13 protein-coding genes and 1 pseudogene are annotated in these 23,847 nt (G+C 76.3%); 12 read left to right on the top strand and 2 right to left on the bottom strand.

Annotated features, from left to right (window positions below; all coding sequences use genetic code 11):
• Positions 1-93: 93 nt before the first annotated feature.
• Complete coding sequence (locus ACIPSC_RS12900; RefSeq protein WP_400825287.1) at positions 94-1,785, top strand: CehA/McbA family metallohydrolase; 1,692 nt, start codon at positions 94-96, stop codon at positions 1,783-1,785.
• Positions 1,786-2,087: 302 nt separating this feature from the next.
• Positions 2,088-2,618, top strand: coding sequence for a hypothetical protein (locus tag ACIPSC_RS12895; protein ID WP_400825286.1), 531 nt, complete (start codon positions 2,088-2,090; stop codon positions 2,616-2,618).
• A gap of 359 nt (positions 2,619-2,977) precedes the next feature.
• On the opposite strand, the gene ACIPSC_RS12890 is transcribed toward ACIPSC_RS12895, so the two are convergent.
• Together ACIPSC_RS12890 and ACIPSC_RS12885 are read right to left on the bottom strand one after the other, a co-directional pair.
• Complete coding sequence (locus tag ACIPSC_RS12890; RefSeq protein WP_400825284.1) at positions 2,978-3,487, bottom strand: DinB family protein; 510 nt, start codon at positions 3,485-3,487, stop codon at positions 2,978-2,980.
• 71 nt (positions 3,488-3,558) lie between these two features.
• Positions 3,559-3,708, bottom strand: a pseudogene (locus tag ACIPSC_RS12885) (TerD family protein); the annotation flags it as partial.
• 337 nt (positions 3,709-4,045) lie between these two features.
• On the opposite strand from ACIPSC_RS12885, the gene ACIPSC_RS12880 reads away from it, so the two are divergent.
• The 10 genes from ACIPSC_RS12880 to ACIPSC_RS12835 all read left to right on the top strand — a co-directional run bounded on the left by ACIPSC_RS12880 (position 4,046) and on the right by ACIPSC_RS12835 (position 23,780).
• The gene (locus ACIPSC_RS12880; RefSeq protein ID WP_400825283.1) at positions 4,046-5,569 is read left to right on the top strand and encodes a hypothetical protein; all 1,524 of its coding nucleotides are present in this window, start codon (positions 4,046-4,048) and stop codon (positions 5,567-5,569) included.
• Positions 5,570-5,676: 107 nt separating this feature from the next.
• A complete protein-coding gene (locus ACIPSC_RS12875) occupies positions 5,677-6,942 on the top strand; it encodes an AAA family ATPase (RefSeq protein ID WP_400825530.1) in 1,266 nt (421 codons plus the stop codon).
• Positions 6,939-8,180, top strand: a complete 1,242-nt coding sequence (locus ACIPSC_RS12870) for a VWA-like domain-containing protein (protein WP_400825281.1) — start codon at positions 6,939-6,941, stop codon at positions 8,178-8,180. The genes ACIPSC_RS12875 and ACIPSC_RS12870 overlap by 4 nt, the downstream gene beginning before the upstream one ends.
• Before the next feature lie 263 nt (positions 8,181-8,443).
• A complete protein-coding gene (locus tag ACIPSC_RS12865) occupies positions 8,444-9,781 on the top strand; it encodes a helix-turn-helix domain-containing protein (RefSeq protein WP_400825279.1) in 1,338 nt (445 codons plus the stop codon).
• Between the two features lie 373 nt (positions 9,782-10,154).
• Positions 10,155-10,547: a cobalamin B12-binding domain-containing protein gene (locus tag ACIPSC_RS12860; protein ID WP_400825528.1), complete on the top strand. Its 393-nt coding sequence runs from the start codon at positions 10,155-10,157 to the stop codon at positions 10,545-10,547.
• Complete coding sequence (locus ACIPSC_RS12855) at positions 10,544-11,848, top strand: methylaspartate mutase (protein WP_400825278.1); 1,305 nt, start codon at positions 10,544-10,546, stop codon at positions 11,846-11,848. The genes ACIPSC_RS12860 and ACIPSC_RS12855 overlap by 4 nt, the downstream gene beginning before the upstream one ends.
• Positions 11,845-12,897 (top strand): asparagine synthetase A, encoded by a 1,053-nt coding sequence (locus ACIPSC_RS12850; protein WP_400825277.1) that lies wholly within the window; start codon positions 11,845-11,847, stop codon positions 12,895-12,897. Before ACIPSC_RS12855 ends, ACIPSC_RS12850 begins: the two co-directional genes overlap by 4 nt.
• An 85-nt stretch (positions 12,898-12,982) precedes the next feature.
• Complete coding sequence (locus ACIPSC_RS12845) at positions 12,983-14,269, top strand: glutamate synthase-related protein (protein ID WP_400825276.1); 1,287 nt, start codon at positions 12,983-12,985, stop codon at positions 14,267-14,269.
• 221 nt (positions 14,270-14,490) lie between these two features.
• Positions 14,491-19,302, top strand: a complete 4,812-nt coding sequence (locus ACIPSC_RS12840; protein ID WP_400825274.1) for an amino acid adenylation domain-containing protein — start codon at positions 14,491-14,493, stop codon at positions 19,300-19,302.
• Between the two features lie 41 nt (positions 19,303-19,343).
• Entirely contained in the window at positions 19,344-23,780 is a 4,437-nt protein-coding gene (locus tag ACIPSC_RS12835; RefSeq protein ID WP_400825273.1) for an amino acid adenylation domain-containing protein, read from the top strand.
• The last annotated feature ends 67 nt before the right edge of the window (positions 23,781-23,847 follow it).

Genomic DNA, 23,847 nt, shown 5'->3' with positions numbered 1-23,847 from the left:
TCACCGCGGGTTCACCGCAGCGGGTAGGGAGGCCGCGAGCCGGCCGGGAGTCCGCCCGTCGCCGGCGTCCGCCGCCCGAGACCGGAGGACCCGATGAACGACCCCACCGACGCGCAGCCGGACCCGCAGCCGGCCCGGCAGCCGGACCCGAAGTCGGACCACCGGCCGGAATCGCCGCCGGACCCGCAGCCCGGACGGTCGCCGCGGCCGGCCCGCCGCGACCTGCTCCGCACCGGCCTGGCCACCGGCGCCGCCACCGCGCTCGGTCTGGCGGCCACCGGCACCGCCGCCGCCCAGGACGCACCCGCGCCCGCGTCCGCACCCGAGCGGCGGCTCACCCTCACCGGCCATCTCCCCACCGGCGCACCCGACTTCGTCTACCTCCCCTTCGAAGTCCCGGACGGCGTACGGGAGATCGCCGTCTCCTACGGCTACGACAAACCGCCCGTCCCGGCCGGCACCCCAGGCAACTCCTGCGACATCGGCCTGTTCGACGAACGCGGCACCGACCTCGGCGGGCGCGGGTTCCGCGGCTGGTCCGGCGGCTTCCGCACCGAGTTCACGGTCGCCCGCGACCAGGCGACCCCCGGCTACCTGCCGGGGCCGATCCGGCCGGGCACCTGGCACGTCGTCCTCGGCCCCTACCAGGTCGCGCCGCAGGGGCTGGACTACCACGTCGAGATCACCCTCCGATTCGGCACGCCGGGGCCGGAGTTCACGCCGTCCTACCCGCCGGAGCGGGCCCGCGGGCGCGGCCGTGCCTGGTACCGGGGCGACTGCCACCTCCACACCGTGCACTCCGACGGCCGCCGGCTGCCCGCCGAGGTGGCGGCCGGCGCCCGGGCGGCCGGACTGGACTTCATCGTCTCGACCGACCACAACACCACCTCCTCGCACGCCGTCTGGGGCCCGCTGGCCGGCCCGGACCTGCTGATCCTGCCGGGCGAGGAGGTCACCACCCGGAACGGCCACTGGCTCGCCCTGGGCCTGCAGGCGGGCCAGTTCGTCGACTGGCGCTACCGCGCCCGCGACGAGGCGATCCCACGCTTCGCCCGGCAGGTCCGCCGACAGGGCGGCCTGGTGGTGCCCGCGCACCCGTACTGCCCGTACGTGGCCTGCCAGTGGAAGTTCGGCTACGCGGACGCCGACGCCGTCGAGGTGTGGAACGGTCCGTGGACGTACGACGACGAGTCGGCCGTGGACACCTGGGACGCCCAGCTCACCGTCGCCCTGCGGGAGGGGCGCTCCTGGCTGCCGGCCGTCGGCAACAGCGACGCGCACAGCGCCCCGCAGGTGATCGGCTCGCCGCACACCGTGGTCCTCGCCGAGGACCTCACCCGGGACGCGGTCCTCGCCGGCCTCCGCACCGGGCGCAGCTGGTTGGCCGAATCGGCGGGCGTTCAACTGGAGTTCACCGCCACCGGCCACGGCCGCCAGGCGGGCATCGGCGAGCGGCTGACCGTCCCGGCGGACGCTCCGGTGGACGTCCGGCTCGTGGTCTCCGGCGTGCCCGGCGGGACGGTCCGGTTCCTGACCGACGAGGGCCAGCTGCACCAGGAGTCGCTGCCCGCCGACGGCGCGGGCACGGTGGCCTGGCGCACGACGGCCTCGCTGGCCGCGTTCGTCCGGGCCGAGGTCCGGCACCCGAAGGCGGACGGCTCGCCGGGCCGGGGCAACGCGATGGGGCCGGACCTGCCGTGGGGCCCGATGGCGGCGCTGACCAACCCGATCGTGCTGCGCACGGCGGAGCGGGCCGCGGCGGCCGGCCCCGGAGACGAGCAGTAGGCGGGGCGACTTGCGGGAGGCCCGGGGACGAACCGTGAAGGGCCGGCCACCGGGGGCCGCCGCCCCGGTCCTCTCGGGGCTGCCACCAGGGGCCGGGACCGGGGGCGGCCCGCGGGGGCGAGAGCCGGGAACGGGTGGGGGACGACTCGGAGCACCACCGTGGACTAGGTTGATCTCCGACAGCAGTCACTCGTCGGGACGAGGCGCTCGGCTGTCCGTACCCGGGTCCGGCCGTCCCCAGACGCCGGCCGGCCCCGCCCCGGCGCCCCGTCCGTCCCCGGCCCGCGAAGGGATCAGCAGCCGTGAACCGTACGACCGTAGGTGGGCCGGAGATCGGTGGCGGGCGGGGCGCCGGCGGCGTCGTCGTCCTCGCCGACCCGGCCGGGGCCGGGAGCCGCACGGTCGCGCCCCTGCTGGCGGACGCGCTCCACCCGAGCGTCCACCTGCGGGCGGACGACTTCCGGCGGGCCGTGCGGCAGGGCTTCGTGCCGGAGCACCTGCCGGAGGCACGGCGGCAGAACGCGACGGCCCTGGCGGCCGCGGCCCAGGCCGCTTTCGCCTTCGCGACAGGCGGGTACCAGGTGATCGTGGAGGCCGCGGTCGCGCCGTCGGCCCTGGACGCCTTCCGCCGCGAGAGCCGGGCGACCGGCGCGGCCCTGCACTACGTGGTCCTGCGCGCACCGGGCGCGCCCGCCGACCTGGGGGCGCCGGAGCGCCACGTCGTGGGCGCCCCCGCCGCTACCGACGAGGGCGCCGGAGCGGCCGACCCGGCCTCGACCGCCGCCACCGTGCTGACCGGCCTGTCCCGGGGGACGTTCCTGCTCGGCTGGTGACGGCCGGGTGGGGCCGGTGACGGCCCGACGGCCTGTCGACACAGTGCGCCCCGGCAGTCGCTCTCCCACAAGATCGACCGCCGGGGCGCCGTGCTACCCGGTTCCCGTCAGGGCTGGGGAGCCGGGGTTCGAAGGGATCCGGCCGCTCGCTGCGCGTTCCACGGCCGCGAGCCGTCCACCGGATCGGCTCCCGGACGACCGTGGCCGACCAGGAGCGGGGTACCGGCGCCCGTACGGGGGATCCGGGCGCCGGTCGGCGGTGCCGCCACTGAGGGATACGGACGGCACCACCGGCGCGGTTCACCGGTTCCGCGACGAATCTGCAGGTCGGGGGCGTCGGCGCGCGGCGGCTGCCGAGCTCAGGCACCCACCTCGCCGTCGATCGACTCGCGGAGGAAGTCGGCGTGGCCGTTGTGGCGGGCGTACTCGTGGATCAGGTGCAGCATCACCAGCCGGAGCGAGACGTCCGACTCCCACCTCGGCATGTAGCCCGTCACGTCGAGCGACTCCGCCTCCCGTTCGATCCGGCGGGCGTGTTCGACCTCGGCCTCCCAGGCGGCGAACGCCTCCGCCCGGTCGGCCTCGCGGGCGTCGTAGGCGGTCTGGAAGTCGCCCTCGGGGGACCAGACGAAGGGGACGTCCTCCTTGTTGATCACCCGGCGGAACCACGTCCGCTCCACCTCGGCCATGTGCCGCACCAGGCCGAGCAGGGAGAGCGTGGACGGCGGGCTGGACTGCAGCCGGAGCTCCTCGTCGGTCAGCCCGTCGCACTTCATGGCCAGGGTGGCCCGGTGGAAGTCCAGGAAGGCGCGCAGCATCTCGCGCTCGCCGCCGGTCAGCGGCGGCGCGATCCGTTCGGTGGCCGTCATGGTGATGCGTCTCCCCGTGGTCCGTGGCGGCGCCCCCGTGGCGCCGTCCGTCCCCGTACCACTACTGCCCCTCACTCCTCGATGTCCACCCCGTATCCACGGGCCAGCGCGTCGAGGCCGTGGTCGAAGCCCTGGCCGACCGCGCGGAAGCGCCAGGAGCCGCCGCGGCGGTAGACCTCGCCGAGCAGCAGGGTCCGCTCGGTGGTGGCGGCGTCCCGTGAACTGCCCGCTACCGCACAATCCGTCCGCTCCCGGCCGGAGCGGTTCGTCGGCGGAGCCACGGGCCGCGCCGCCCGCGCTGCGGAGCGTCACCGGCCGCGCGGCCCCCGGCCGTTCCGCCCGGCCGGACGACCCACTCCCCGAGCGAAGCGAGGTGCCGCGCATGCTCGAGCACTGCCGGACCGACCGTGTTCCCGCCCCGGCACCGTCGGCGGGCGCCCGCCGGGAGACCTCCGAAACACCTGGCCGATCACGGAGGGGGCGCGCTATGCTCCCGGCGATGACGACTCACTCCTCCTCCATCAGATCGGGGGTCCCGTCCGCGCAAGGTGAGTGCTGATGGCACCTCACATCGCGAACGGAATCACCCGCTCCTCCTTCTGGCTGCGCGTACGCGAGTTCGCCGTGCCGCCCCGCGTGATCGAGACCGCGACCGCCCGCCGGCGCGTCGGGGACTGGGCCGGGGCCTGCGCAGCCGCAGGCGTCGACACCGATCTCGACCTGCGGTCCGTGGCACGCACCCACGGCCGGGAGCTCGCCGCCCGGATCCGGGCCGACCTGCGCCACCTGGCGCCCGACCTGCTGCGCTGGCATCTGCCCAGGATCGCCCCGGACGGGCTGCTGCGCCCGGGCCTGACCGTCTCGCTGGCGCGGTACGGCACGCCGGAGCCCGGTGGCCCGGGGCCGCTGCACCTGGTGGTCCGCACTCCTCCCGCCTGGGCGGACGGCGGACAGCGGATCAGCCTCGGGCTCTGGGACGGCTCCCGCACGGGGGCCGGCTCCCGCGGCGCCGACGCCGCCCACCACCCGCACCTCCGGCCCGACCGGCGGTTCCGCCTCGACCTGCACCGTCACCTCTGGGACGCGCGCCGGGCCGACGAACTGCGGGTCCGCTCCGGGGCCGACCGGCCGTGGGCGGACGCGGCGACGGCCGACGCGGGCCGCACGGGACCGCCGGTGCCGGCGGGTCCGCTGCCGCCGACGCCGCTCCCACCCGGGCTGGTCCCGCCCGAGCTGCGCTGCGCCGTCGACCGGTGGGCGGCCGAGGCCGAGATCCTGCTCCGGGCCGCCGCTGCCGACGGCGGCCACGGGGCAGACGGGGCAGGCAGCGAAGCGTGTCGTGCGGACGACGCGCCGGTCACCGGGTCGGTCCTGGTCCGGCTCGGGACGGGGCGCCGGCTGCTCCTCGACCTGGCCACGGCGCCGGACGGCGCCGGCCCGCCCGAACTGCGGATCACGGCCGCGCCGACCGACGGCAGCGTCACCACCCTGCCCGTCCTGCCCGATGCGGCGACCTGGGTGCTGCCCGACCTCGACCTGCTCCGGAGCGGCCGGATCGGGCCGGACCGGCTGCACCCACTGGTCGCCGCGGCCCTGGTGCCGGGCCACGTCCCGGCCGGTCCGGCGGCGGTTCCGGACGCGCCGGGGCAGGCCCGCATCGTCGAGTGCCGCGGCGCCCGGCACCGGATCGGCCTGGTCGACGGCGTCCTCTCCGCGCTGGACCACGACCCGGCCCAACTCCGCCGGGAGGAGCTGCTGGTCGCCCTGACCGGAACGCCGCTCCCCTGCCTGCGGGCGATCGACGAGGCCCACCGCCGACCGGACGGCCTCACCGGCGTCCGCGAACGCCTGGACCACGGCGACATCGCCGGCGCGCTGGCCGTCGTCGAGGGCCTGCTGGGCCCCGCCGCGGTGCTGCGCGACGGCCCGCTGCGGGACGAGCTGGAGGCGGCGGCCCAGCGCCGGATCGCGTACGGGCTGTTCCGGTCGGGCCTGGCCGGCCCGGCGCCCGACCGCCGCCCCGCGCCGCCACCCTGCCCGCGCGGCCGTCTCTCCCGCCCCCGCCGCGCCGCCGGGCGCTGACCCGCGCCCGAGCACCGGCGCGCGCCCCACGCACACCCGCACGTCCGTGCACACCCACGCACCCACGCAGCCCACGAGACCAAAGGTGATCACCCATGCCCCCCGCCATGCCCTCCGCCAACCCCATCTCCGCCCCCATCTCCGCCCTCGCCCCCGCCCAACTCGACGTCGCCGGTGAGCTGTTGGCCCTGCTCCGCGACGCCGGCACCGAGCCGCGCCCCGACATCCAGCTGGAGGCCCTCACCCTCGCCGTCGCCGCCGACCTGCCCGTCCTCCTCTGGGGCGAGCCCGGCATCGGCAAGACCGCGGCCCTGACCCAGCTGGCCGAGTCCCTGGACCTCCCGCTGACCACGGTCATCGCGAGCGTCCACGAACCCTCCGACTTCTCGGGTCTGCCGGTCCTCGGCGACGACCCGGCGCAGCAGGGCGTGCCGATGGCACCGCCGGACTGGGCGGTGCGCCTGGTCCGGGCCGGCCGGGGGCTGCTGTTCCTGGACGAGCTCTCCACCGCCCCGCCCGCCGTCCAGGCCGCCCTGCTGCGCCTGGTCCTGGAACGCCGGGTCGGCGCCCTGCAACTGCCGCCCGGTATCCGGATCGTGGCCGCCGCCAACCCGCGCGCCTCGGCGGCCGACGGCTGGGAGCTGAGCCCGCCGCTGGCCAACCGGTTCGTCCACCTGCAGTGGGTGCACGACCACGAGGTGGTGGTCCGCGGGCTCGGCGGCACCTGGCCGCGGGCGACGCTGCCGCGGCTCGACCGGGACCGGCTCCCGGAGGCCGTGGCGCACGCCCGCCGTGCGGTCTGCGGACTGCTGGCCGCCCGGCCGGAGCTGGTCCACCGGCTGCCCGCCGGCGAGAGCCGCCGCGGCGGTGCCTGGCCGTCGCCCCGCAGCTGGGAGATGACGCTGCACCTGATCGCGTTCGCCACCGCGGCCGGTTCCTCGCGCGACGTCCTCTCCCTGCTGGTCCGCGGAACGGTGGGCGACGGGCCGGGGCTGGAGCTGCTGGCGAGCCTCGACCGGATGGACCTGCCGGACCCCGAGACGCTGCTCGCCGAGCCGGCCGCCGCCGTCCTGCCCGAGCGGGGCGACCTGCGCCAGGCCGTGCTGGACGGCGTGGTGGCGGCGGTCCGCGCCCGGCCGGAGCGGGGCCGCTGGGACGCCGCGTGGACGCTGCTGGCCCGCGCGGCGGAGACCGGGCCGCCGGACGTGGTGGTCGTCCCGGCGACCACGCTCGCCGCGCTGCGCCGCGACGAGTGGGACGTCCCGGACACCATCGAGCGGCTGGCCGGCGCGGTGGACCTGTCCCGGCGGGCGGACCGGGCCGCGCTCGGCCTCGGCTCCGGCACCGCCGTCCCCGCCGGGGCCCGCCGGTGAGCGCGGCCGCACCGGGGACGCTGGACCTCGACAAGCTGCTCGCCGCCCGTCTGCACGCCGTCCGCGTCCGCCCGTACCTGGCCACGGCGCTGTTCGCCCTGCACCCGGTGGAGTCGCGGCTGGTCCCGACCATGGCCGTGGACGCGCACTGGCGGTGCTACGCCTCCCCCGCGTTCGTGGACCGCACGCCGGTGGAGGAGCTGGCCGGCGTCTGGGTGCACGAGGTCTCGCACCTGCTGCGCGACCACCACGGGCGCAGCGACCGGGTCGCCCGCCGGCGCGGGCTGACCGGCCGCGGGGACCGGCTGCGGATGAACATCGCCGCGGACCTGGAGATCAACGACGACGTCTACGGGGAGGGGCTGGTCCAGCCCCGGGGCGCCGTTCTGCCGGAGGACCTGGGCCTGCCGACCGGGGAGCTCCTGGAGGACTACCTGCGGCAGTTCGGGCTCGGGCCGTTCACCGACGACCTGGCCTGGCTGGACTGCGGCAGCGGCGCCGACGGCCTGGACCGGCCGTGGGACGAGGGCCCCGACGGCGCGCACGGCCTCGGCCCGCAGGAGCGCGACCTGGTCCGGTTCCGGGTGGCGCAGGGCATCACCGGCCGCCCGGGGACGGCCTCGGAGGGGTGGCAGCGCTGGGCCGAGGAGGCGTTCCACCCGCCGCAGCAGTGGCGGGACCTGCTGGGGGCGGCGGTCCGCTCGGCCGCCTCGGCCGCCGGCACGGGCGACGACTACGCCTACGGCCGGCCGTCCCGGCGCTCGGCCGCCGTGCCCGGCACGGTGCTGCCGAGCCTGCGGCGGCGGCCGCCGCGGGTCTCCGTGGTGATCGACACCTCGGGTTCGGTCAGCGACGCCGAACTGGGCAGTGCGCTGCTCGAAGTGGCGGCGATCTCCCGCGCGGTGGGCGGCCGCCGCGACCTGGTCACCGTGCTGTCCTGCGACGCCGCCACGCGGGTCGTCCACCCGCTGTGCCGGGCCGAGGGCATCCCCCTGCTGGGCGGCGGGGGCACCGACCTGCGCAGCGGCTTCGCCCGGGCGCTGCGCGAGCGGCCCCGGCCGGACGTCGTCGTGGCGCTGACCGACGGCCAGACGCCCTGGCCGAGCGCCCAGCCGCCGTGCCGGACGGTGATCGGTCTCTTCCCCCGGCGTCGGAGCCGTCAGTCGTGGCGCGAGGAGGACCCGGACTACGTCCCGGCCGGGCCGCCCGCCTGGGCCCGCGTGGTCGACATCGGCTGACCCGGCACCGGGGGCGCCGCCGCCGGGCGCCCCGCGACCGCCGCCACAACCATCGGAGGACACTTCGTGGACGATGCGGAGGCTTCGTGAACCTACGGTGATCGACCGTTGATCGCCCGTAGAGCAGGGCCGTGGACCATCGGCAGCGGGGGGAACACGGTTCGACGGCCACAGCCGGTCCGCGCCGCCCCCGGCGTGCCGGCGGCCGCACGGACCCGATCCGGTCCCCGGTAGTTGGCCAACCCACGGAAGGCGGACGAGACATGGACAGCGGTCAGTCGCTGCAGACGGCGGTGGGCTTCGGAGAGCTGCTCAGGATCAGGCGCGAACGGGTCGGCCTGACCCAGCAGGTGCTCGCCGATCACGCGACCCTGAGCGTGCGGGCGATCCGGGACATGGAGAGCGGCAGGGTGCAGCGCCCCCGGCAGGAGACGGTCAGGCTGCTGGCCGACGCGCTGCGGCTGGAGGGCCGCAACCGCTCGGCGTTCGAGGCGGCCGCGCGCCGGCAGGCGCTCGCCGACGAGCCGCGCGACGAGCCCATCGCGCCGCCGGTGGCCCGGGGCGCGATCGTCGGCCGGGAGCTGGAGGTCGAGGTGCTGGCCGAGGCGCTGGCCGTCCACGGCGACCGGCTGGTCACGGTGACCGGCCTGGGCGGGGTCGGCAAGACCCGGTTGGTGCTGGAGGTGGCCCGGCGGCTGCACCTGGCCGCCCGCTGGTCGGTGCGCTGGATCGACTGCGCCAGCTCGGTGGCGGTCGGCACCCAGTACCACCCCGAGCCGGCCCGCTCCGGTCCGACCCTCATCGACCTCGGCCGCACCGACGGCGGCCGGAGCGACCTCGGCCGCGCCCGCGACGGCCGCGCCGACCTCGCCCGCGCCATCGGCGACCGGCCCACCCTGCTGGTGCTGGACGGCGCCGACGGCCGGGTGGACACCGCCCTGCTGGACGAGCTCTTCCAGCGCTGCCCCGGCCTGCGGGTGCTGATCACCGCGCGGGTGGCGCAGCCGCTGCCCGGCGGCCAGGTGATCCCGCTCGCCCCGCTGCCCACGCCCGGTCCCGAACTCGACCACGACCCCGGCGCGCTGGCCGAGGTGGGCGCTGTCCGGCTGCTGCTCTCGCACCTGCGCCGGCTGCGCCCGGGCTACCGGCTGGAGCGCGACGAGGCGCCGGCGGTGGCCGCACTCTGCCGCCAACTGGACGGCCTGCCGGGGGCCTTGGAGCTCGCGGCCGGCTGGTCCACGGTGCTGTCGCCGGGGCAGCTGGTGGCCCGGCTGGCGGACGGACCGTTCCACCTGACGCCGCCGGCCGGGTTCGGCGGGCGCGGGGACGTCGGCGCGGCGCTGGGCGCGGCGCTGGAGCGGCTGACGCTGAGCCAGCGCTACCTGCTGGAGCGGCTCGCCGCCCAGCCCGGCGACTGGTCGGGCGAGGACGCCGTGGCGCTGAGCGGGCGGCCGCCGCAGGAGTGCCTGCTGGCGCTGCACGAGCTGCTGGCCAGCGGCCTGATCCGCAGCGTCCCGGCCCGCGACGGGGTCCGGTTCTCCGTGCTCAACCTGTGCCGGCGGCTCTGCGACGCCCAGCCGGTGCTGGCGGCGGCCGGCTGACCGACGGCTGACCGCCCGGCCGACCGCCCCTCCGACGCCCGGCCCGGCCCTCCGACACCCGTCCCCGTCCGCCCTGGCCCGGACCGCCCCGTCCCGTCCCGGCCTGCACCGCCCCGACCTGGTCCGCACCGATACTGCCCGTCACTTGCCGGGCAAGCTGCCGGTCCGGCGAGCGGATCCTCCCTAGCGTTCTGTCCACGGCCGGGCGAGCCGGAATCCCGAGACCCACTGCCCCGGACACCCACCACCACCGGCCGGGACTCCCCACCACCAACCGACACAGAGGGTTTGCGCCGTGGAGCAGCATGCCGTGGAGCAGCTGGAGCAGCATGGAAAGGCCGAGCCGGCCGGACTGGAGGTCGTGGTCACGACCATGGCCTCGGACTCGCACACCTGGAACCTGGTCTTCCTCCAGCTGCTGCTGGAGGAGCTCGGCCACCGGGTCACCAACCTGGGCGCCTGTGTGCCCGACGAACTCCTGGTCGCCGAGTGCCGCCGGATCGAGCCCGACCTGATCGTGCTGAGCAGCGTCAACGGGCACGGCCAGCAGGAGGGCCTGCGGGTGATCGCCGCCCTGCGCGCCTGCCCGGAGCTGCGCCGCACGCCGACCGTGATCGGCGGCAAGCTGGGCATCGCCGGCTCCGACGACCCGACCCGGGAGCAGGTGCTGCTGGCCGCCGGCTTCGACGGGGTCTTCGAGGACTCCGGCGCCGTGACGGAGTTCCGCGCCTTCGTCAGGTCGCTCTCCGCCGGGGTGCTGCTGTGACCGGCTTCGGGACCTTCGTCGCCCAGGCCAGAGCCGCCGGCGCCCTGGTCGTCCAGCCCCGGATGGGCATGGCCGATCCGCTGCGCCAGCGCGACGGCCTGATCGCCACCCGGGACGCGACCGCCGTCACGGTGGGCACGATCACCCTGGACAGCTACACCCGGACCGGCGATCTCGCCGCCGCCCGGCGCGCGCTGGCCGAGGGCGCCGGCCTGAACGGCTACCCGATCGCCACCCACCCGGCCGACGTCACCCGCGCGGTGCTGCGCGGGGTCGCCGACGCGGGATTCCCGGTGCAGGTCCGGCACGGCTCGGCGTCGCCGGAGCACATCATCCGGGCGCTGCTGGCGGTCGGCCTGGACGCCACCGAGGGCGGCCCGGTCTCGTACTGCCTGCCCTACAGCCGGACGCCGCTGCACGAGGCGGTGGCCGCCTGGCAGCGCAGCTGCGAAGTGCTCGCGTCGATCCAGGAGTTCGGCGCCGAGCCGCACCTGGAGACGTTCGGCGGCTGCCTGATGGGGCAGCTCTGCCCGCCCAGCCTGCTGATCGCGGTCAGCGTCCTGGAGGCGCTGTTCTTCCGGCAGCACGGGCTGCGCAGCGTCTCGCTCAGCTACGCCCAGCAGGCCGACCTGCGGCAGGACGAGGAGGCGCTCACCGTCCTCGGCCGGCTGGCCGACGAGCTGCTGCCGGACGTCGACCGGCACCTCGTCCTCTACGCCTACATGGGCGTGTACCCGCGGACGCCCGGCGGCGCCCGCCTGCTGCTGACCGAGGCGGCCCGGCTGGCCGTGCGGACCGGGGCGGCCCGGCTGATCGTCAAGACCACGGCCGAGGCGCACCGGATCCCGACCGTCGGCGAGAACGTCCGGGCGCTGGAGACGGCCGCCGCGGCGGCGGCCGACGAGCGCGACCGGCCACCGCTCACCGCGGTGCCCGACACCGGCATCGAGGCGGAGGCACGGGCGCTGATCGGCGCGGTGCTGGAGCTGGACTCCGACGTGGGACGGGCGCTGGTGCGGGCCTTCGCGGCCGGCTACCTGGACGTCCCGTACTGCCTGCACCCCGACAACGCCGGCCGGGCGCGCAGCTCGCTGGGGCCGGACGGCCGGCTGCACTGGTCGAGCGTCGGCTCGATGCCGATCGCCGGCCTCTCGGGGGGAGCGCGCCCGCCGATCCTCGGCTCGGCCGAGCTGCTCACCGCGCTCTCGCACGTCCAGCGGACGTACGACGCCCGCGCCGCCGCCCCCGTACCGCCCCGAACCCCCGCCCCACGACGAGAGATGGGACTCAACGCGTCATGACCGACGACGGGCTCACCGCACCGGCCGCCACCACCCCGGCCGCCACCGAAGCCGCCGACACCACCACCACCGCCCCCGCGCCGGTGGACCCGGGGCGGCACCTGACCGCGCCGACCACCCGCAGCGCCCTCCGGATCCAGCACCAACTCCTCACCGCTGCCCGCGAGTTCCTGCGCGGGCGGGGGTTCACCGAGCTGCTTCCGCCGATCATCGGCCCGGTCACCGACCCGGGTGCGCGCGGCTCCAAGCAGGTCGACGTCGACTTCTACGGCCACCGCTACAAGCTGATGACCAGCGCGATCCTCTACAAGCAGGCCTCGTTGCTGGCCTTCGACAAGATCTTCTGCATCGCGCCGAACGTCCGGCTGGAGCCGCTGGAGACCGCCGGGACCAGCCGCCACCTGGCCGAGTTCCACCAGCTCGACGTGGAGGTGGCCGGCGCGACCCGGGACGACGCCGTCCAACTGGTCGAGGAGCTGGTGGTCCACATGGTCGACAACGCGGTCCGCGAGCTGCCCAAGGACTTCGCCGAACTCGGCCGGGACGTGGCCGCGTTCACCGAGCTGCTGAAGGGCTCGTTCGGCCGGATGCGGCACGCGGAGGCCGTCTCCGAGCTGCAGGGGCTCGGCCACCCGCAGAGCCCGGACGCCGAACTCGACTGGGCCGGCGAGGCGTTGCTCTCCGCCCAGCGGGACCGGCCGTTCTTCGTCACCGACTACCCGAAGGGCTCGCGCGGCTTCTACGACCGGGAGAACCCGGAGGATCCCGGCCTGCTGCGGAACTTCGACCTGATCGCGGCCGAGGGCTACGGCGAGCTGTGCAGCGGCAGCCAGCGCACCAACGACTACGCGGAGATCGTCACCCGGATGCGGGAGACCGGCGAGAACCCGCAGAAGTACCGCTGGTACCTGGACCTGGTCCGCGAGGGCGTGCCCGGCAGCGCCGGCTTCGGCATCGGCGTCGAGCGGCTGACCCGCTACGTCGCCGGGCTGGACGCGGTCTGGCAGGCCAGCGCGTTCCCGAAGCTGGCCGGGGTGGTGTCGCCGTGACCGGGTGGGACGAACGGGCTGTGCCGGGCGCCGGCGGCGACGGCACCGCCAGCGGCGCGGGCAACGGCCGGAGCGGGGTGGCCGTATGAGCGACCTGTCCGCACCGGGGTTCCCGGAGGAGGAGGTCCGCCGGCGGGCCCGGGCCGGCGTGGCCGCGGCGTTCCCGCCGCCGGGCGAGTACGGCCGGGTGCTGTTCGGCGCCGAACGCCCCGACGGCTCCACCGACGTCCGGGACCCGCTGGACGCGCTGCGCCTGGTGCCGCCGGTCTTCATGCCGCAGCGGCTGGCCCGGCTGATCGACCTGGGCCGCGAGCCCGACTACCGGGACGTCGAACTCACCACCGGGATCGGCGGGTTCACCTCCGCCCTGCCGGTGTACGTGTCCGCGCTCGGCTCCACCCGGGCGGCCGGCGGCGACCTGGGGCAGGCACTCTCCCGCCAGGCCGGGGCGCTCGGCGTCCCGATGGTGATCGGCGAGAACGTCGTCCCGGTGAACGGCTACGGCAGGCTCGGCGAGGCCGCCGACCACGCCCTGCTCGGCCGGCTGCGGGCCTACGCCGCGGAGCTGCCGGACGGGCTCGGCGGGGTCGCCGTCCAGCAGTCCACCGAGGACGCGGACGCCGAGGTGTGGAACCTCGTCTACAGCGACCCGGCCGCCCTGCCACTGCTCGAATCCGGGCGCCTGGCCTTCGAGTTGAAGGTCGGCCAGGGCGCCAAGCCCGGACTGGGCGGGATGACCGTGCTGGACGCCGGGGCGGCCGCCCGGCTCGGCGACCGGTACGGGCTGGACCCGGTGTTCGGCGACGGCCGGGTACTCCGCTCCAGCACGCCCGGCACCTTCACCGCGGAGATCCTGCGCCAGCAGGTCCGGCTGATGCGCAACAACTTCCCGCGGGCCCGGGTCTGGGTGAAGCTGCACCCCGGCCGGGACGTCGCCGAGGCCGCCCGGGTGGCGGCCGAGGCCGGGGCGGACGCCGTCACGGTGGACGGCGCGGAGGGCGGCACCGGCTGGGCGCCGGACGCCTTCCCCGCGCAGGTCGGCCTGCCGCTGGCGGAGTGCCTGCGCCGGCTGGCGGTCGCCGGACGGCCGCCCTGCCTGCTGGCCTCCGGGCGGATCTGGGAGGGCGCCCGGGCGGTCAAGGCCCTGGCGCTCGGGGCCCGCGCGGTGGGCCTGGGCCGGGCGGCCGTGCTGGCCTCGGCCGAGGATCCGGAGGCCGGGCTGGTCCGGTTCGCGGAGTGCCTCGCCCTGGAGCTGCGGCTCCTGATCAGCGCGCTCGGGAAGTACACGCCGGCCGCACTGGACCCTTCCGACGTGTGGTCGGCGGACGGCCGACTTGTCGTTCCGGAGGCCGCGCCGGCGGAATTGCCGTAGGCCCTGTCCGGCCGTTCCGCCACCGTTCCACCGCTTTCCGATTTCAGCCCGCCGGGGCGCCGCCAGGCCGCCCGGCGGGCTGTTGCGTTTCACTCAAGTCACTTGACCCAAGCGGCAGTTGAAACTGCCGATGGTCTTCCGGACATTCTGCCGATCGGGCCGGAGAAGCCGCCCTATCGTCGAAACCACTGCCACCAGCGTCGCTCATTCATCGGGGTTTAATGATGGAATCACGCGGTTTCCCCTTCATATCCGTCGCGCACCGGTTCCCGGAGCGGCCGGCCGTCCGGCTGGGCGGGCGGACGGTCCGCTACCGGGAGCTGGACGAGCTGAGCGGCGCGCTCGCCGCCCGGCTCGCCCCCGGGCGCACCGTGGCCGTCGCCGGCCGCGACCGGCTCGACCACGTGGTCGGCCTGCTCGCCGCCCTGCGGGCCGGCGCCACGTACCTGCCGCTGGACCGGGAGGCCCCCGAGGAGCGCAACCGCTGGATCCGCGAGGACGCCGGCGCCACCCTCGGCTACCTCGACGGCGAGCTCGTCCGCCTCGGCGCGCCGGACGGCGCCGAGACCGCCGGCGCCGAGACCGCCGGAACCGGAGCCGGAGCCGGAGCCGCCGGAACCGAAGCCGCAACCGCCCCGGGTGACGCCGACGCCAAAGACGACGCCGATGCCGACACCCTGCCGCTCTCCGCCGGCTACCTCGTCTACACCTCCGGCACCACCGGCCGCCCCAAGGGCGTGCACGTGCCGCTGGCCGCGCTGGCCGGCCACCTGGCCGCCGCCACCGAGGGCTTCGCCCTCACCCCCGAGGACGTGGTGCTGCACTTCGCCCGCCCGACCGTGGACGTGGCCGTCGAGCAGGTGCTCACCGCCCTCTCGGCCGGCGCCTGCCTGGTGATCCCCGACCAGCAGCTGGTCGCACCCGCCGCCCTGCTGGACCTGCTGGACGCCGAGGGCGTCACCGTGGCCAACGTGGCCGCCGGGTACTTCCAGGAGGTGGTGACGGCCGTCCGCGAGCGCGGCCGCGCCCCGCGCACCCTGCGTCTGATGATCTCCGGCAGCGACCGGCTCCACCCGGACGCCGCCGCCGGCTGGTGGGCCGCCACCGGGGTGCCGCTGCTCAACGCCTACGGGCCGACCGAGACGGTGGTCACCGCCACCGTCCACCGGGCCGAGCGGACCGCCGCGGACGCCGGCGCGGTGCCGATCGGCAGCCCGCTCGGCGACCGCCGGGCCTACGTACTGGACGACCGGCTGCGGCCGGTGGCGCCCGGCGAGCCCGGCGAGCTCTACCTCGGCGGGCCGCTGCTGGCCCTCGGCTATCACGGCCGGGCCGGCCTGACGGCGGGCCGGTTCGTCGCCGACCCCTTCGCGGCCGAGCCGGGCGCCCGGATGTACCGCACCGGCGACGTGGTACGGGCGGGCGCCGGGGGCAGCGCGCTGGAGTTCGTCGGCCGTACCGACCACCAGGTGAAGATCCGCGGCTTCCGGGTCGAGCCCGGCGAGATCGAGCAGGTGCTGGCGGGCCACCCGGGTGTGGCCGGTGCGGTCGTGGTCGCGCACGAGGGCAAGCTCGCCGCCTACGTCACCGGCGCCGCTCCGGACTACGCCGAGCTGCGCGCCTTCCTGGCCGACCGGCTGCCCGAGCACATGGTCCCGGCCACCGTCACCCCGCTGGCCGCCTTCCCGCTGACCGCCGGCGGCAAGGTGGACCGTTCCGCGCTGCCCGAGCCGCAGGCGGCGCCCGCCGCCGCGCCGAGCGGCCGGCGCCCGCCGCGCACCCCGGCCGAGCAGCTGATCGCCGCCGTCTGGGCGGACGTGCTCGGCGTGCCCGAGGTCGGCGCCGACGACAACTTCTTCCACCTCGGCGGGGACTCGCTCACCGCCGTCCGGGTGGTCGGCCGGGTCTTCGACGTGTTCGGCATGATCTCCCCGTACACCATCTTCGACGCGCCCACGCTGGCCGGGTTCGCGGCCGCCGTCACCGCCTCCGCGGGCGGCGAACGCCCGGAGCTGACCCGCTCCGGCGCCGCCGAGGCCCCGCTCGCCACCTTCCAGCGCGGGCTCTGGTTCCTCGACCAGTGGAACCCCGGCGCGCCGACGTACATCGTGCCGTGGGTGTTCCGCTTCGCCGGCGAGGTCGACCCGGAGCTGCTGCGGCGGGCGCTGGCCGGAGTGGTGGCGCGGCACGAGAGCCTGCGCACCACCTTCGCGTTCGGCGAGGACGGCCCCCGGCAAGTGGTCCACCCGTCCGTCGAGCTGCCGTTCACCGTGGTGGAGACCGCGCCCGAACAGGTCGGCGAGCTGCTGGCGGAGGCCGCGCTGGTCCCGTTCGACCTGGAGACCGGCCCGCTGCTGCGCGCACACCTCTACCGCACCGGCGGGACGTCCACCCTGCTGCTGCTCTGCCACCACATCGTCTGGGACGAGGGCTCGCTGCCCGTCCTGGAGGCCGAACTGGCCGAGCTGTACGAGGCGCTGGCCGCCGGCCGGGCCCCCGCGCTGCCCGAACTGCCGGTGCAGTACGCCGACTACAGCACCTGGCAGCACCGGGAGGACAACGCGGCCGCGGCCGCACGCCACCTCGACCACTGGCGCGAGCACCTGCGCGACGCGCCGACCGAGCCCGCCCTGCCCACCGACCACCCCCGGCCCGAGGTGCAGGCCTTCCGCGGCGCCTTCCACCGCTTCGCCATGCCGCGCCCGGTCGCCGAGGCCGTCCGGGCGCTGGCCCGCAGCGAGGACGCCACCCCGTACATGGTGCTGCTGGCCGGGCTGGCGCTCACCCTGCAACGGCGCACCGGGCAGCGCGACCTGGTGCTCGGCTCCCCGGTGAGCGTCCGCGGCCGGGCCGAACTCGACGCGCTGATCGGCTACTTCGTCAACCTGCTGCCGCTGCGGGTGCGCCTCGACGAGGGCGCGGACTTCCGCGAACTCGTCCGGCACGTGCGCGAGGTGGCGATCGACGGCTACCGCCACCAGGAGGCGCCGTTCGACGACATCGCCACCACGGTGCTGGAGGACCGCCCGGACGACCGCGCGGAGAACCGCAACCCGCTCTGCCAGGTGCTGCTGGAGCTGCACCCGCTGGACACCCGGCCGCTGACCGTCGGCGCCGCCGTGGTCACCCGCGAGCTCCACTCCAACCCGGTCTCCCGCTTCGACCTGTCGATCTCCGTCGACGACCGCGGCACCGACTTCACCGGCCGCTTCGAGTACGACTCCGACCTGTTCGAGGCCGCCACCATGGCGGGTCTCTGCGAGGACTGGCTGGGCACCCTGGCCGCCGCGGTCGAGGTACCGGTGCACGCCCTGGTCGAGGCCCGGGCCGACCGGGAGCCGGCCGCCCCGGCCCTGGTCTCCGGCGAACAGCGCGTCACCTACGGCGAGTTGAACACCGCGGCGAACCGGCTCGCGCACCACCTGGCCGCCCGGGGCATCGGCCGGGGCGACACCGTCGCCGTCCTGGTCGAGCGCGGGCCGGACCTCGTGACCGCCCTGCTCGCCGCGCTCAAGGCCGGCGCCGCCTACACCCTGCTCGACCCCGACTTCCCGGCCGAGCGGCTGGCCGGCGCGGTTACCGACAGCGGCGCCGCCCTGCTGGTCACGCACCGGCACGCGAGCCCGCCGTTCCCCGTCGCGGACCACCTGGACCTCGACGCGGAGGCCGCCGCCGTCGCCGCCCGGCCGGCCCACGACCCGGGGCTGCCGGTCGCCGGCGCCGACCTCGCCTGCGTGATGTTCACCTCCGGCTCCACCGGCCGCCCCAAAGGCGTCGCCATCCCGCACCGCGCCCTGACCACCACCTACCTCGGCCAGGACTACGCCCGGTTCGGCCCCGACGAGGTCTGGCTGCAGTGCTCCCCGGTCTCCTGGGACGCCTTCGCGCTGGAGCTCTACGGCGCGCTGGCCTTCGGCGGCGTCTGCGTCCTGCAGCCCGGCCAGCGGCCCGACCCGCAGGCCGTCGCCGAGCTCACCCGCCGCCACGGCGTCACCCAGCTCCAGCTCTCCGCCAGTCTCTTCAACTTCCTGCTGGAGGAGTTCCCGGACACCTACGACGACCTCAAGGTGGCGTTCACCGCGGGCGAGCGGGCCTCCGTCACCCACGTCGGCAAGGCGCTGGAGCAGTACCCGCAGCTGATCGTCGCCAACGGCTACGGCCCGGTCGAGAGCCTCGGCCTCACCACCTGCCACCGCGCCACCCCCCAGGACGCCGCCGGCGCCTCCATCCCGATCGGCCACCCGCTGCACGGCAAGGCGGTCCACGTCCTGGACGAGCAGCTGCGCCCCGTCCCGGACGGCACCACCGGCGAGCTGTACGCGGCCGGCGGCGGGCTGGCGTACGGCTACGTCGGCCGGGCCGGGCTGACCGCCGAGCGCTTCGTCGCCTCGCCGTTCGGCGCACCGGGCGAGCGCCTCTACCGCACCGGCGACCTCGGGCACCGCGGCGCCGGGGGCGTACTGGAGATCACCGGCCGGATCGACGACCAGGTCAAGATCCGTGGCTTCCGGGTCGAGCCCGGCGAGATCGAGGACGCGCTCACCCGCCACCCCGCCGTCCGGGAGGCCGCCGTCGCCGTCCACGAACCCGCCCCGGGCGACCGGCGACTGGCCGCCTACGTCACCACCGGGCCGGACGCGCCCGGGCCGGACGCCCTGCTGGACCACCTGGCCGCGCTGCTGCCCGAGCACATGGTGCCCGCCACCCTCGACGTGCTGGACGCCCTGCCGCTCAACCCCAACGGCAAGGTCGACCGGCGCGCCCTGCCCGCACCCGCCGAGCGCCGGGCCGCCGCACCGGCCGACCCGCTCACCCCGGACCAGCGGCTGGTCGCCGACGCCGTCCGCGCCGTCCTGGAGCTGACCGACGACCTCGGGCCGGACGCCAACTTCTTCCGGGTCGGCGGCAATTCACTGGCCGCCGTGCGGGTCGCCATGCGGCTCTCCCAGCAGACCGGCACCCGAGTCCCGCCGCACGTGGTGTTCCGCGGCAAGACCGTCGGCGCCATCGCGGAACGGCTGGGCGCACGATGACGGACCGTCAGACCGACCGCCCGAACGAAGGGAACATGGCCGTGAGCCCGTCCGCCGACCCGGCCCGCACCGCCCCCGTGTCGGGGCTGCAGCGCGGCCTCTGGTTCCTCGACCGGTTGAACCCGGAGGCCGCCACCTACACCACCCCCTGGACGTACGACGTCACCGGCCCGCTCGACCTCGACCTGCTGCAGCGGGCGCTGGACGGCGTGGTGGCCCGGCACGAGGCGCTGCGCACCACCTTCGCGCTGCACTCCGACGGCCCCCGCCAGGCCGTCCACCACGGGCTCGCCGTCCCGCTCGCCGTCACCGACCTGCGTGGCCTGCCCGAGGCCGAACGGCCCGACCACGCCGCCCGGTTGTTCGCCGAGCGGGCCACCGAGCCGTTCGACCTGGCCGCCGGCCCGCTGCTGCGCGCCGAGGCCGTCCGGCTCGCCGACGAGCGCACCACCCTGCTGCTGGTGGTCCACCACATCGTCTGGGACGGCTGGTCGGCCGACCTCTTCGAGCGCGAACTCGTCGAGCTGTACGGCGCCCTGGCCGAGCGGCGGGAGCCCCGGCTGCCGGAACTCTCCGCCCAATACGCCGACTGGGCGCTGGAGGAGCAGCACACCTCCTACGAGGAGCACCTGGCCTACTGGAAGGACCGTCTCGACGGCGCCCCCGCGCTGCTGGAGCTGCCCACCGACCGGCCCCGCCCGGCCGAGCGCGGGCAGCGCGGCGCCACCGAGCCGTTCGACCTCTCCCCCGGCACCGCGGCCCGGGTCCGGGCGCTCGCCGAGCAGGAGGGCGTCACCCCGTTCACCGTCCAGCTGGCCGCCTTCGCACTGCTGATCGGGCGCTGGACCGGCGCCGACGACCTGCTCGTCGGCACCCCGGTGACCACCCGCAACAGGCCCGAACTCGCCGATCTGATCGGCTACTTCGTCAACCTGCTGCCGCTGCGGATCCGGCTCTCGCCCGGCGCGGGCTTCCGTGAGCTGCTGGAGCACGTCCAGGACGCCGCCTTCGACGCCTTCGGCTACCTCGACGTGCCCTTCGACCAGCTGGTCGACCGGCTCGGCACCGCCCGCACCGCCCAGCACCCGCCGCTGGTCCAGGTGGTGTTCGGCGCCCACGCCGAGGACCGCGCCCCGCTCGCCCTCGGTGCGGCCACCGCCGAGCGGACCGTCCGCTCCAACGGCACCAGCAAGTTCGACCTCACCTGGTCGCTCTTCGACGGCGGCGAGGGCGCCGAGCTGCGCGGCGAGGCCGAGTACAGCAGCGACCTCTTCGACCCCGGCACCGTCCGCCGGCTCGCCGCGGACTACGCCGGCCTGCTGGACGCCGCGCTCGCCGATCCGGACGCCACCGTGCTCCGGCTCACCTCCGCCGGTGCGCCGCACCGCCCGGCCCGGCTCGACCCGGGCCACTGCCTGCACCACCTCTTCGAGCAGGCCGCCGACGCACACGGCGACCGGCCCGCCGTCAGCGATCCGGACGGCACCCTCGACTACGCCGAACTCGACCGCCGCGCCAACCGGGTGGCGCACGCGCTGCGCGCCCGCGGGGTCCGCCCCGGCGACCGGGTCGGCCTGCTGCTGGAGCGCACCGCGGCCGTACCCGCGGCGATCCTCGGCGTGCTCAAGACCGGCGCCGCCTACGTGCCGGTCGACCTGGCCGCCCCGGCCGACCGGGCCGCCCTGGTCTTCGGCGACACCGCCGTCACCGTGGTGGTCACCGACCGGCCCGACCGTGCCCCGGACGGCCCCTGGCAGACCCTCGACCTGGTGGCCCGCGCCGAGGAGCTCGCCGCCCTGCCCGACACCCGGCCGCCGGCCGCCGGGCGCCCCGGCGACGTCGCCTACCTCATCTTCACCTCCGGCTCCACCGGCCGGCCCAAGGGCGTGGCCGTCGCCCACGAGCACGTCAGCCGGCTGCTCGACTCCGGCCGCCCGCACTTCGGCTTCGGCCCGGACGCGGTCTGGACGCTCTTCCACAGCTACGCCTTCGACTGGACGGTCTGGGAGCTCTGGGGCGCCCTGCTGCACGGCGCCCGCCTGGTCGTCGTGCCCTACCTGACCAGCCGTTCGCCCGACGAGTTCGCCGAACTCGTCGACCGGGAGCGGGTCACCCACCTCTGCCTCACCCCGTCCGCGCTGCGCCAGCTCGAACCGGCGATGCGCCGCCACCCGCGAGCCCTGCCCGAGCTGCGCTGGATCATGCTCGGCGGCGAGGCGCTCGACCCCGGTGTGGTGCAGCGCTGGTTCGGCCTCGACCCGCTGCCGCCCGCCCGGCTCTGCAACCTCTACGGCATCACCGAGACCACCGTCCACGTCACCGTCCACGACGTCGCCGACGGCGGCGAGGGCTTCGGGCGGAGCCTGATCGGCGAGCCGATGCCGCACCTCACCGCGGCGGTCCTGGACGACTGGCTGCGCCCCTGCCCGGCCGGCGTCCCCGGCGAGCTGTACATCGGCGGCGGTAGCCTCGCGCACGGCTACTGGGGCCGCCCCGGCCTCACCGCCGGCCGCTTCGTGGCCGACCCGTACGGCCCGCCCGGCGCCCGGCTCTACCGGACCGGCGACGTCGCCAGGCGGCTGCCCGGCGGCGGGCTGGAGTACGTCGGCCGGGCGGACTTCCAGGTCAAGCTGCGCGGCTTCCGGATCGAGCTCGGCGAGATCGAGAACGCCGTGGCCGCCCACCCGGACGTGGACGCCTGCGTGGTCACCGTGCACGACGACCGGCTCGCCGCGTACGTCACCGGGCGGGAGCCCGCCGACCTGCGGGCCTTCCTGGGCCGCGCGCTGCCCGAGTACATGATCCCGGCGAGCGTCACCGTGCTGGACGCGCTGCCGCTGACCGTCAACGGCAAGGTCAACCGGGCGGCGCTGCCCGCGCCCGGCCGCGCCACGCCCGCCCCCGGCCGGCACGTCGAGCCCCGCACCCCGGAGGAGGAGCTGTTCGCCGCCGTCTGGTCGGAGGTGCTCGGCCTGCCCGGGATCGGCGTCCACGACGACTTCTTCCACCTCGGCGGGGACTCCATCCGCGCCGTCCAGCTGGCCGGGGTGCTGCACGACCGCGGCTGGCAGGTCAGCCTGCGGGACGTCTTCAACGCCCCCACCGTCGCCGCGCTGCTGCCGGCGGCCCGCCCGGTGGCGGCGGACCCCGGGGCGGACCGGCCGTTCGCGCTGATCGCCGAGGAGGACCGGGCCGAGCTGCCGGCCGAGGTGGTCGACGCCTACCCGATGGTCTCGATGCAGCTGTCCATGGTCTTCCACATGGAGGTGGCCGGCGGCACCGACAGCTACCACAACGTCAACTCCTACCGGATCTCCGGCGACCTGGACGAGACCGCCTTCGTCCGGTCGGTCAACGAGGCGATGACCCGGCACGCCGTGCTCCGCACCGGCCTCGACATCTCCGGCTACGGCGAACCGCTCCAGCTGGTGCACGGCACGCTGCCCGCCCCGGTCGAGTTCGCCGACCTGCGCGGCGCGGACGAGCAGGCGCAGGACGCGGCCGTCCGGGCCGTCTTCGCCGACCACCGGGACCGGCCGTTCGACCTCGCCGAGCCGCCACTGTTCCGGATCACCGTGCAGCGGCTCGGGGCGAGCGCCTTCCAGCTGACCATCTCCGAGCACCACGCGATCCTGGACGGCTGGAGCTTCACCTCGCTGCTCACCGAACTCCTCGAACGGCACTCCGCACTGGCCGCCGACCCGGCGTCCGCGCCGACCCCGCCGCCGCGCACCGCCTTCCGCGACTTCGTCGCCGTGGAGCGGGCGGCGGCCGGGGAGCCGGCGTCGCTGGCCTTCTGGCGCGACCGGCTGGACGGCGCCACCGGCCAGCTCTGGCCCGGCAGCGAGGACGTCCACGACCTGCCGCGCACGGTCGAGCGGGTGCTGCCGGACGCCCCCCGGCAGCTGCGCGGCGTCGCCGACGCGCTCGCCGTGCCGGTCAAGTCCGTCGCGCTCGCCGCCCACCTGCACGCCCTGGCCCGGATCACCGGGCGGGAGCGGGTCACCACCGGCCTGGCGATGAACGGCCGGCTGGAGCGGCTCGGCGGCACCGACGTCTACGGGCTCTTCCTCAACACCGTCCCGCTGGTGGCCGAACCGGGGGCGGACCTCGCCGCGCTGGTCCGGCACGTGCACCGGGAGGAGCTGGACATGATGCCGCACCGCCGGGTGCCGTTCGCCCGGCTGGCCCGGCTGATGGCCGACACCGCGCTCGACAGCCAGTTCGGCTACCTGCGGTTCCACGCCCTGGGCCGGCTGAGCTCGGCGCGGATCGAGGACGGCCGGATCGGCTGCGAGCCCACCCTGCGGCACGAGCCCAACAGCTTCGCCTTCGGCGCCTCGCTGATCCAGGACCCGGTCTCGGACCGGGTGCTGCTGGCCGTGGACCACCAGCGGGCGGTGGTGGACGACGCCACCGCCGAGGAGTTCATCGACGCCTACGCGGCGGCCCTGGCGGCCCTGGCGGCGTCGGTCTGACGCCGGGCCGCCCGGGTCGGCCCCCGCCCCGGGCGCCCGGCCGACCGCCCCGCTTCCCCGGCCGCAC

Origin of the sequence: Kitasatospora sp. NPDC090091, assembly GCF_044747365.1 — a bacterium.
GTDB lineage: Bacteria > Actinomycetota > Actinomycetes > Streptomycetales > Streptomycetaceae > Kitasatospora.
This window is presented reverse-complemented; position numbering and strand designations above follow the sequence as displayed.

What these genes read in the sequence shown, in the direction of transcription:
- ACIPSC_RS12900 (WP_400825287.1), top strand. Translation starts at nt 94, where the DNA reads ATGAACGACCCCACCGACGCGCAGCCGGACCCGCAGCCGGCCCGGCAG.
- ACIPSC_RS12890 (WP_400825284.1), bottom strand. Translation starts at nt 3,487, where the DNA reads ATGACGGCCACCGAACGGATCGCGCCGCCGCTGACCGGCGGCGAGCGC.
- ACIPSC_RS12880 (WP_400825283.1), top strand. Translation starts at nt 4,046, where the DNA reads ATGGCACCTCACATCGCGAACGGAATCACCCGCTCCTCCTTCTGGCTG.
- ACIPSC_RS12875 (WP_400825530.1), top strand. Translation starts at nt 5,677, where the DNA reads ATGCCCTCCGCCAACCCCATCTCCGCCCCCATCTCCGCCCTCGCCCCC.
- ACIPSC_RS12865 (WP_400825279.1), top strand. Translation starts at nt 8,444, where the DNA reads ATGGACAGCGGTCAGTCGCTGCAGACGGCGGTGGGCTTCGGAGAGCTG.
- ACIPSC_RS12860 (WP_400825528.1), top strand. Translation starts at nt 10,155, where the DNA reads ATGGCCTCGGACTCGCACACCTGGAACCTGGTCTTCCTCCAGCTGCTG.
- ACIPSC_RS12850 (WP_400825277.1), top strand. Translation starts at nt 11,845, where the DNA reads ATGACCGACGACGGGCTCACCGCACCGGCCGCCACCACCCCGGCCGCC.
- ACIPSC_RS12845 (WP_400825276.1), top strand. Translation starts at nt 12,983, where the DNA reads ATGAGCGACCTGTCCGCACCGGGGTTCCCGGAGGAGGAGGTCCGCCGG.
- ACIPSC_RS12840 (WP_400825274.1), top strand. Translation starts at nt 14,491, where the DNA reads ATGATGGAATCACGCGGTTTCCCCTTCATATCCGTCGCGCACCGGTTC.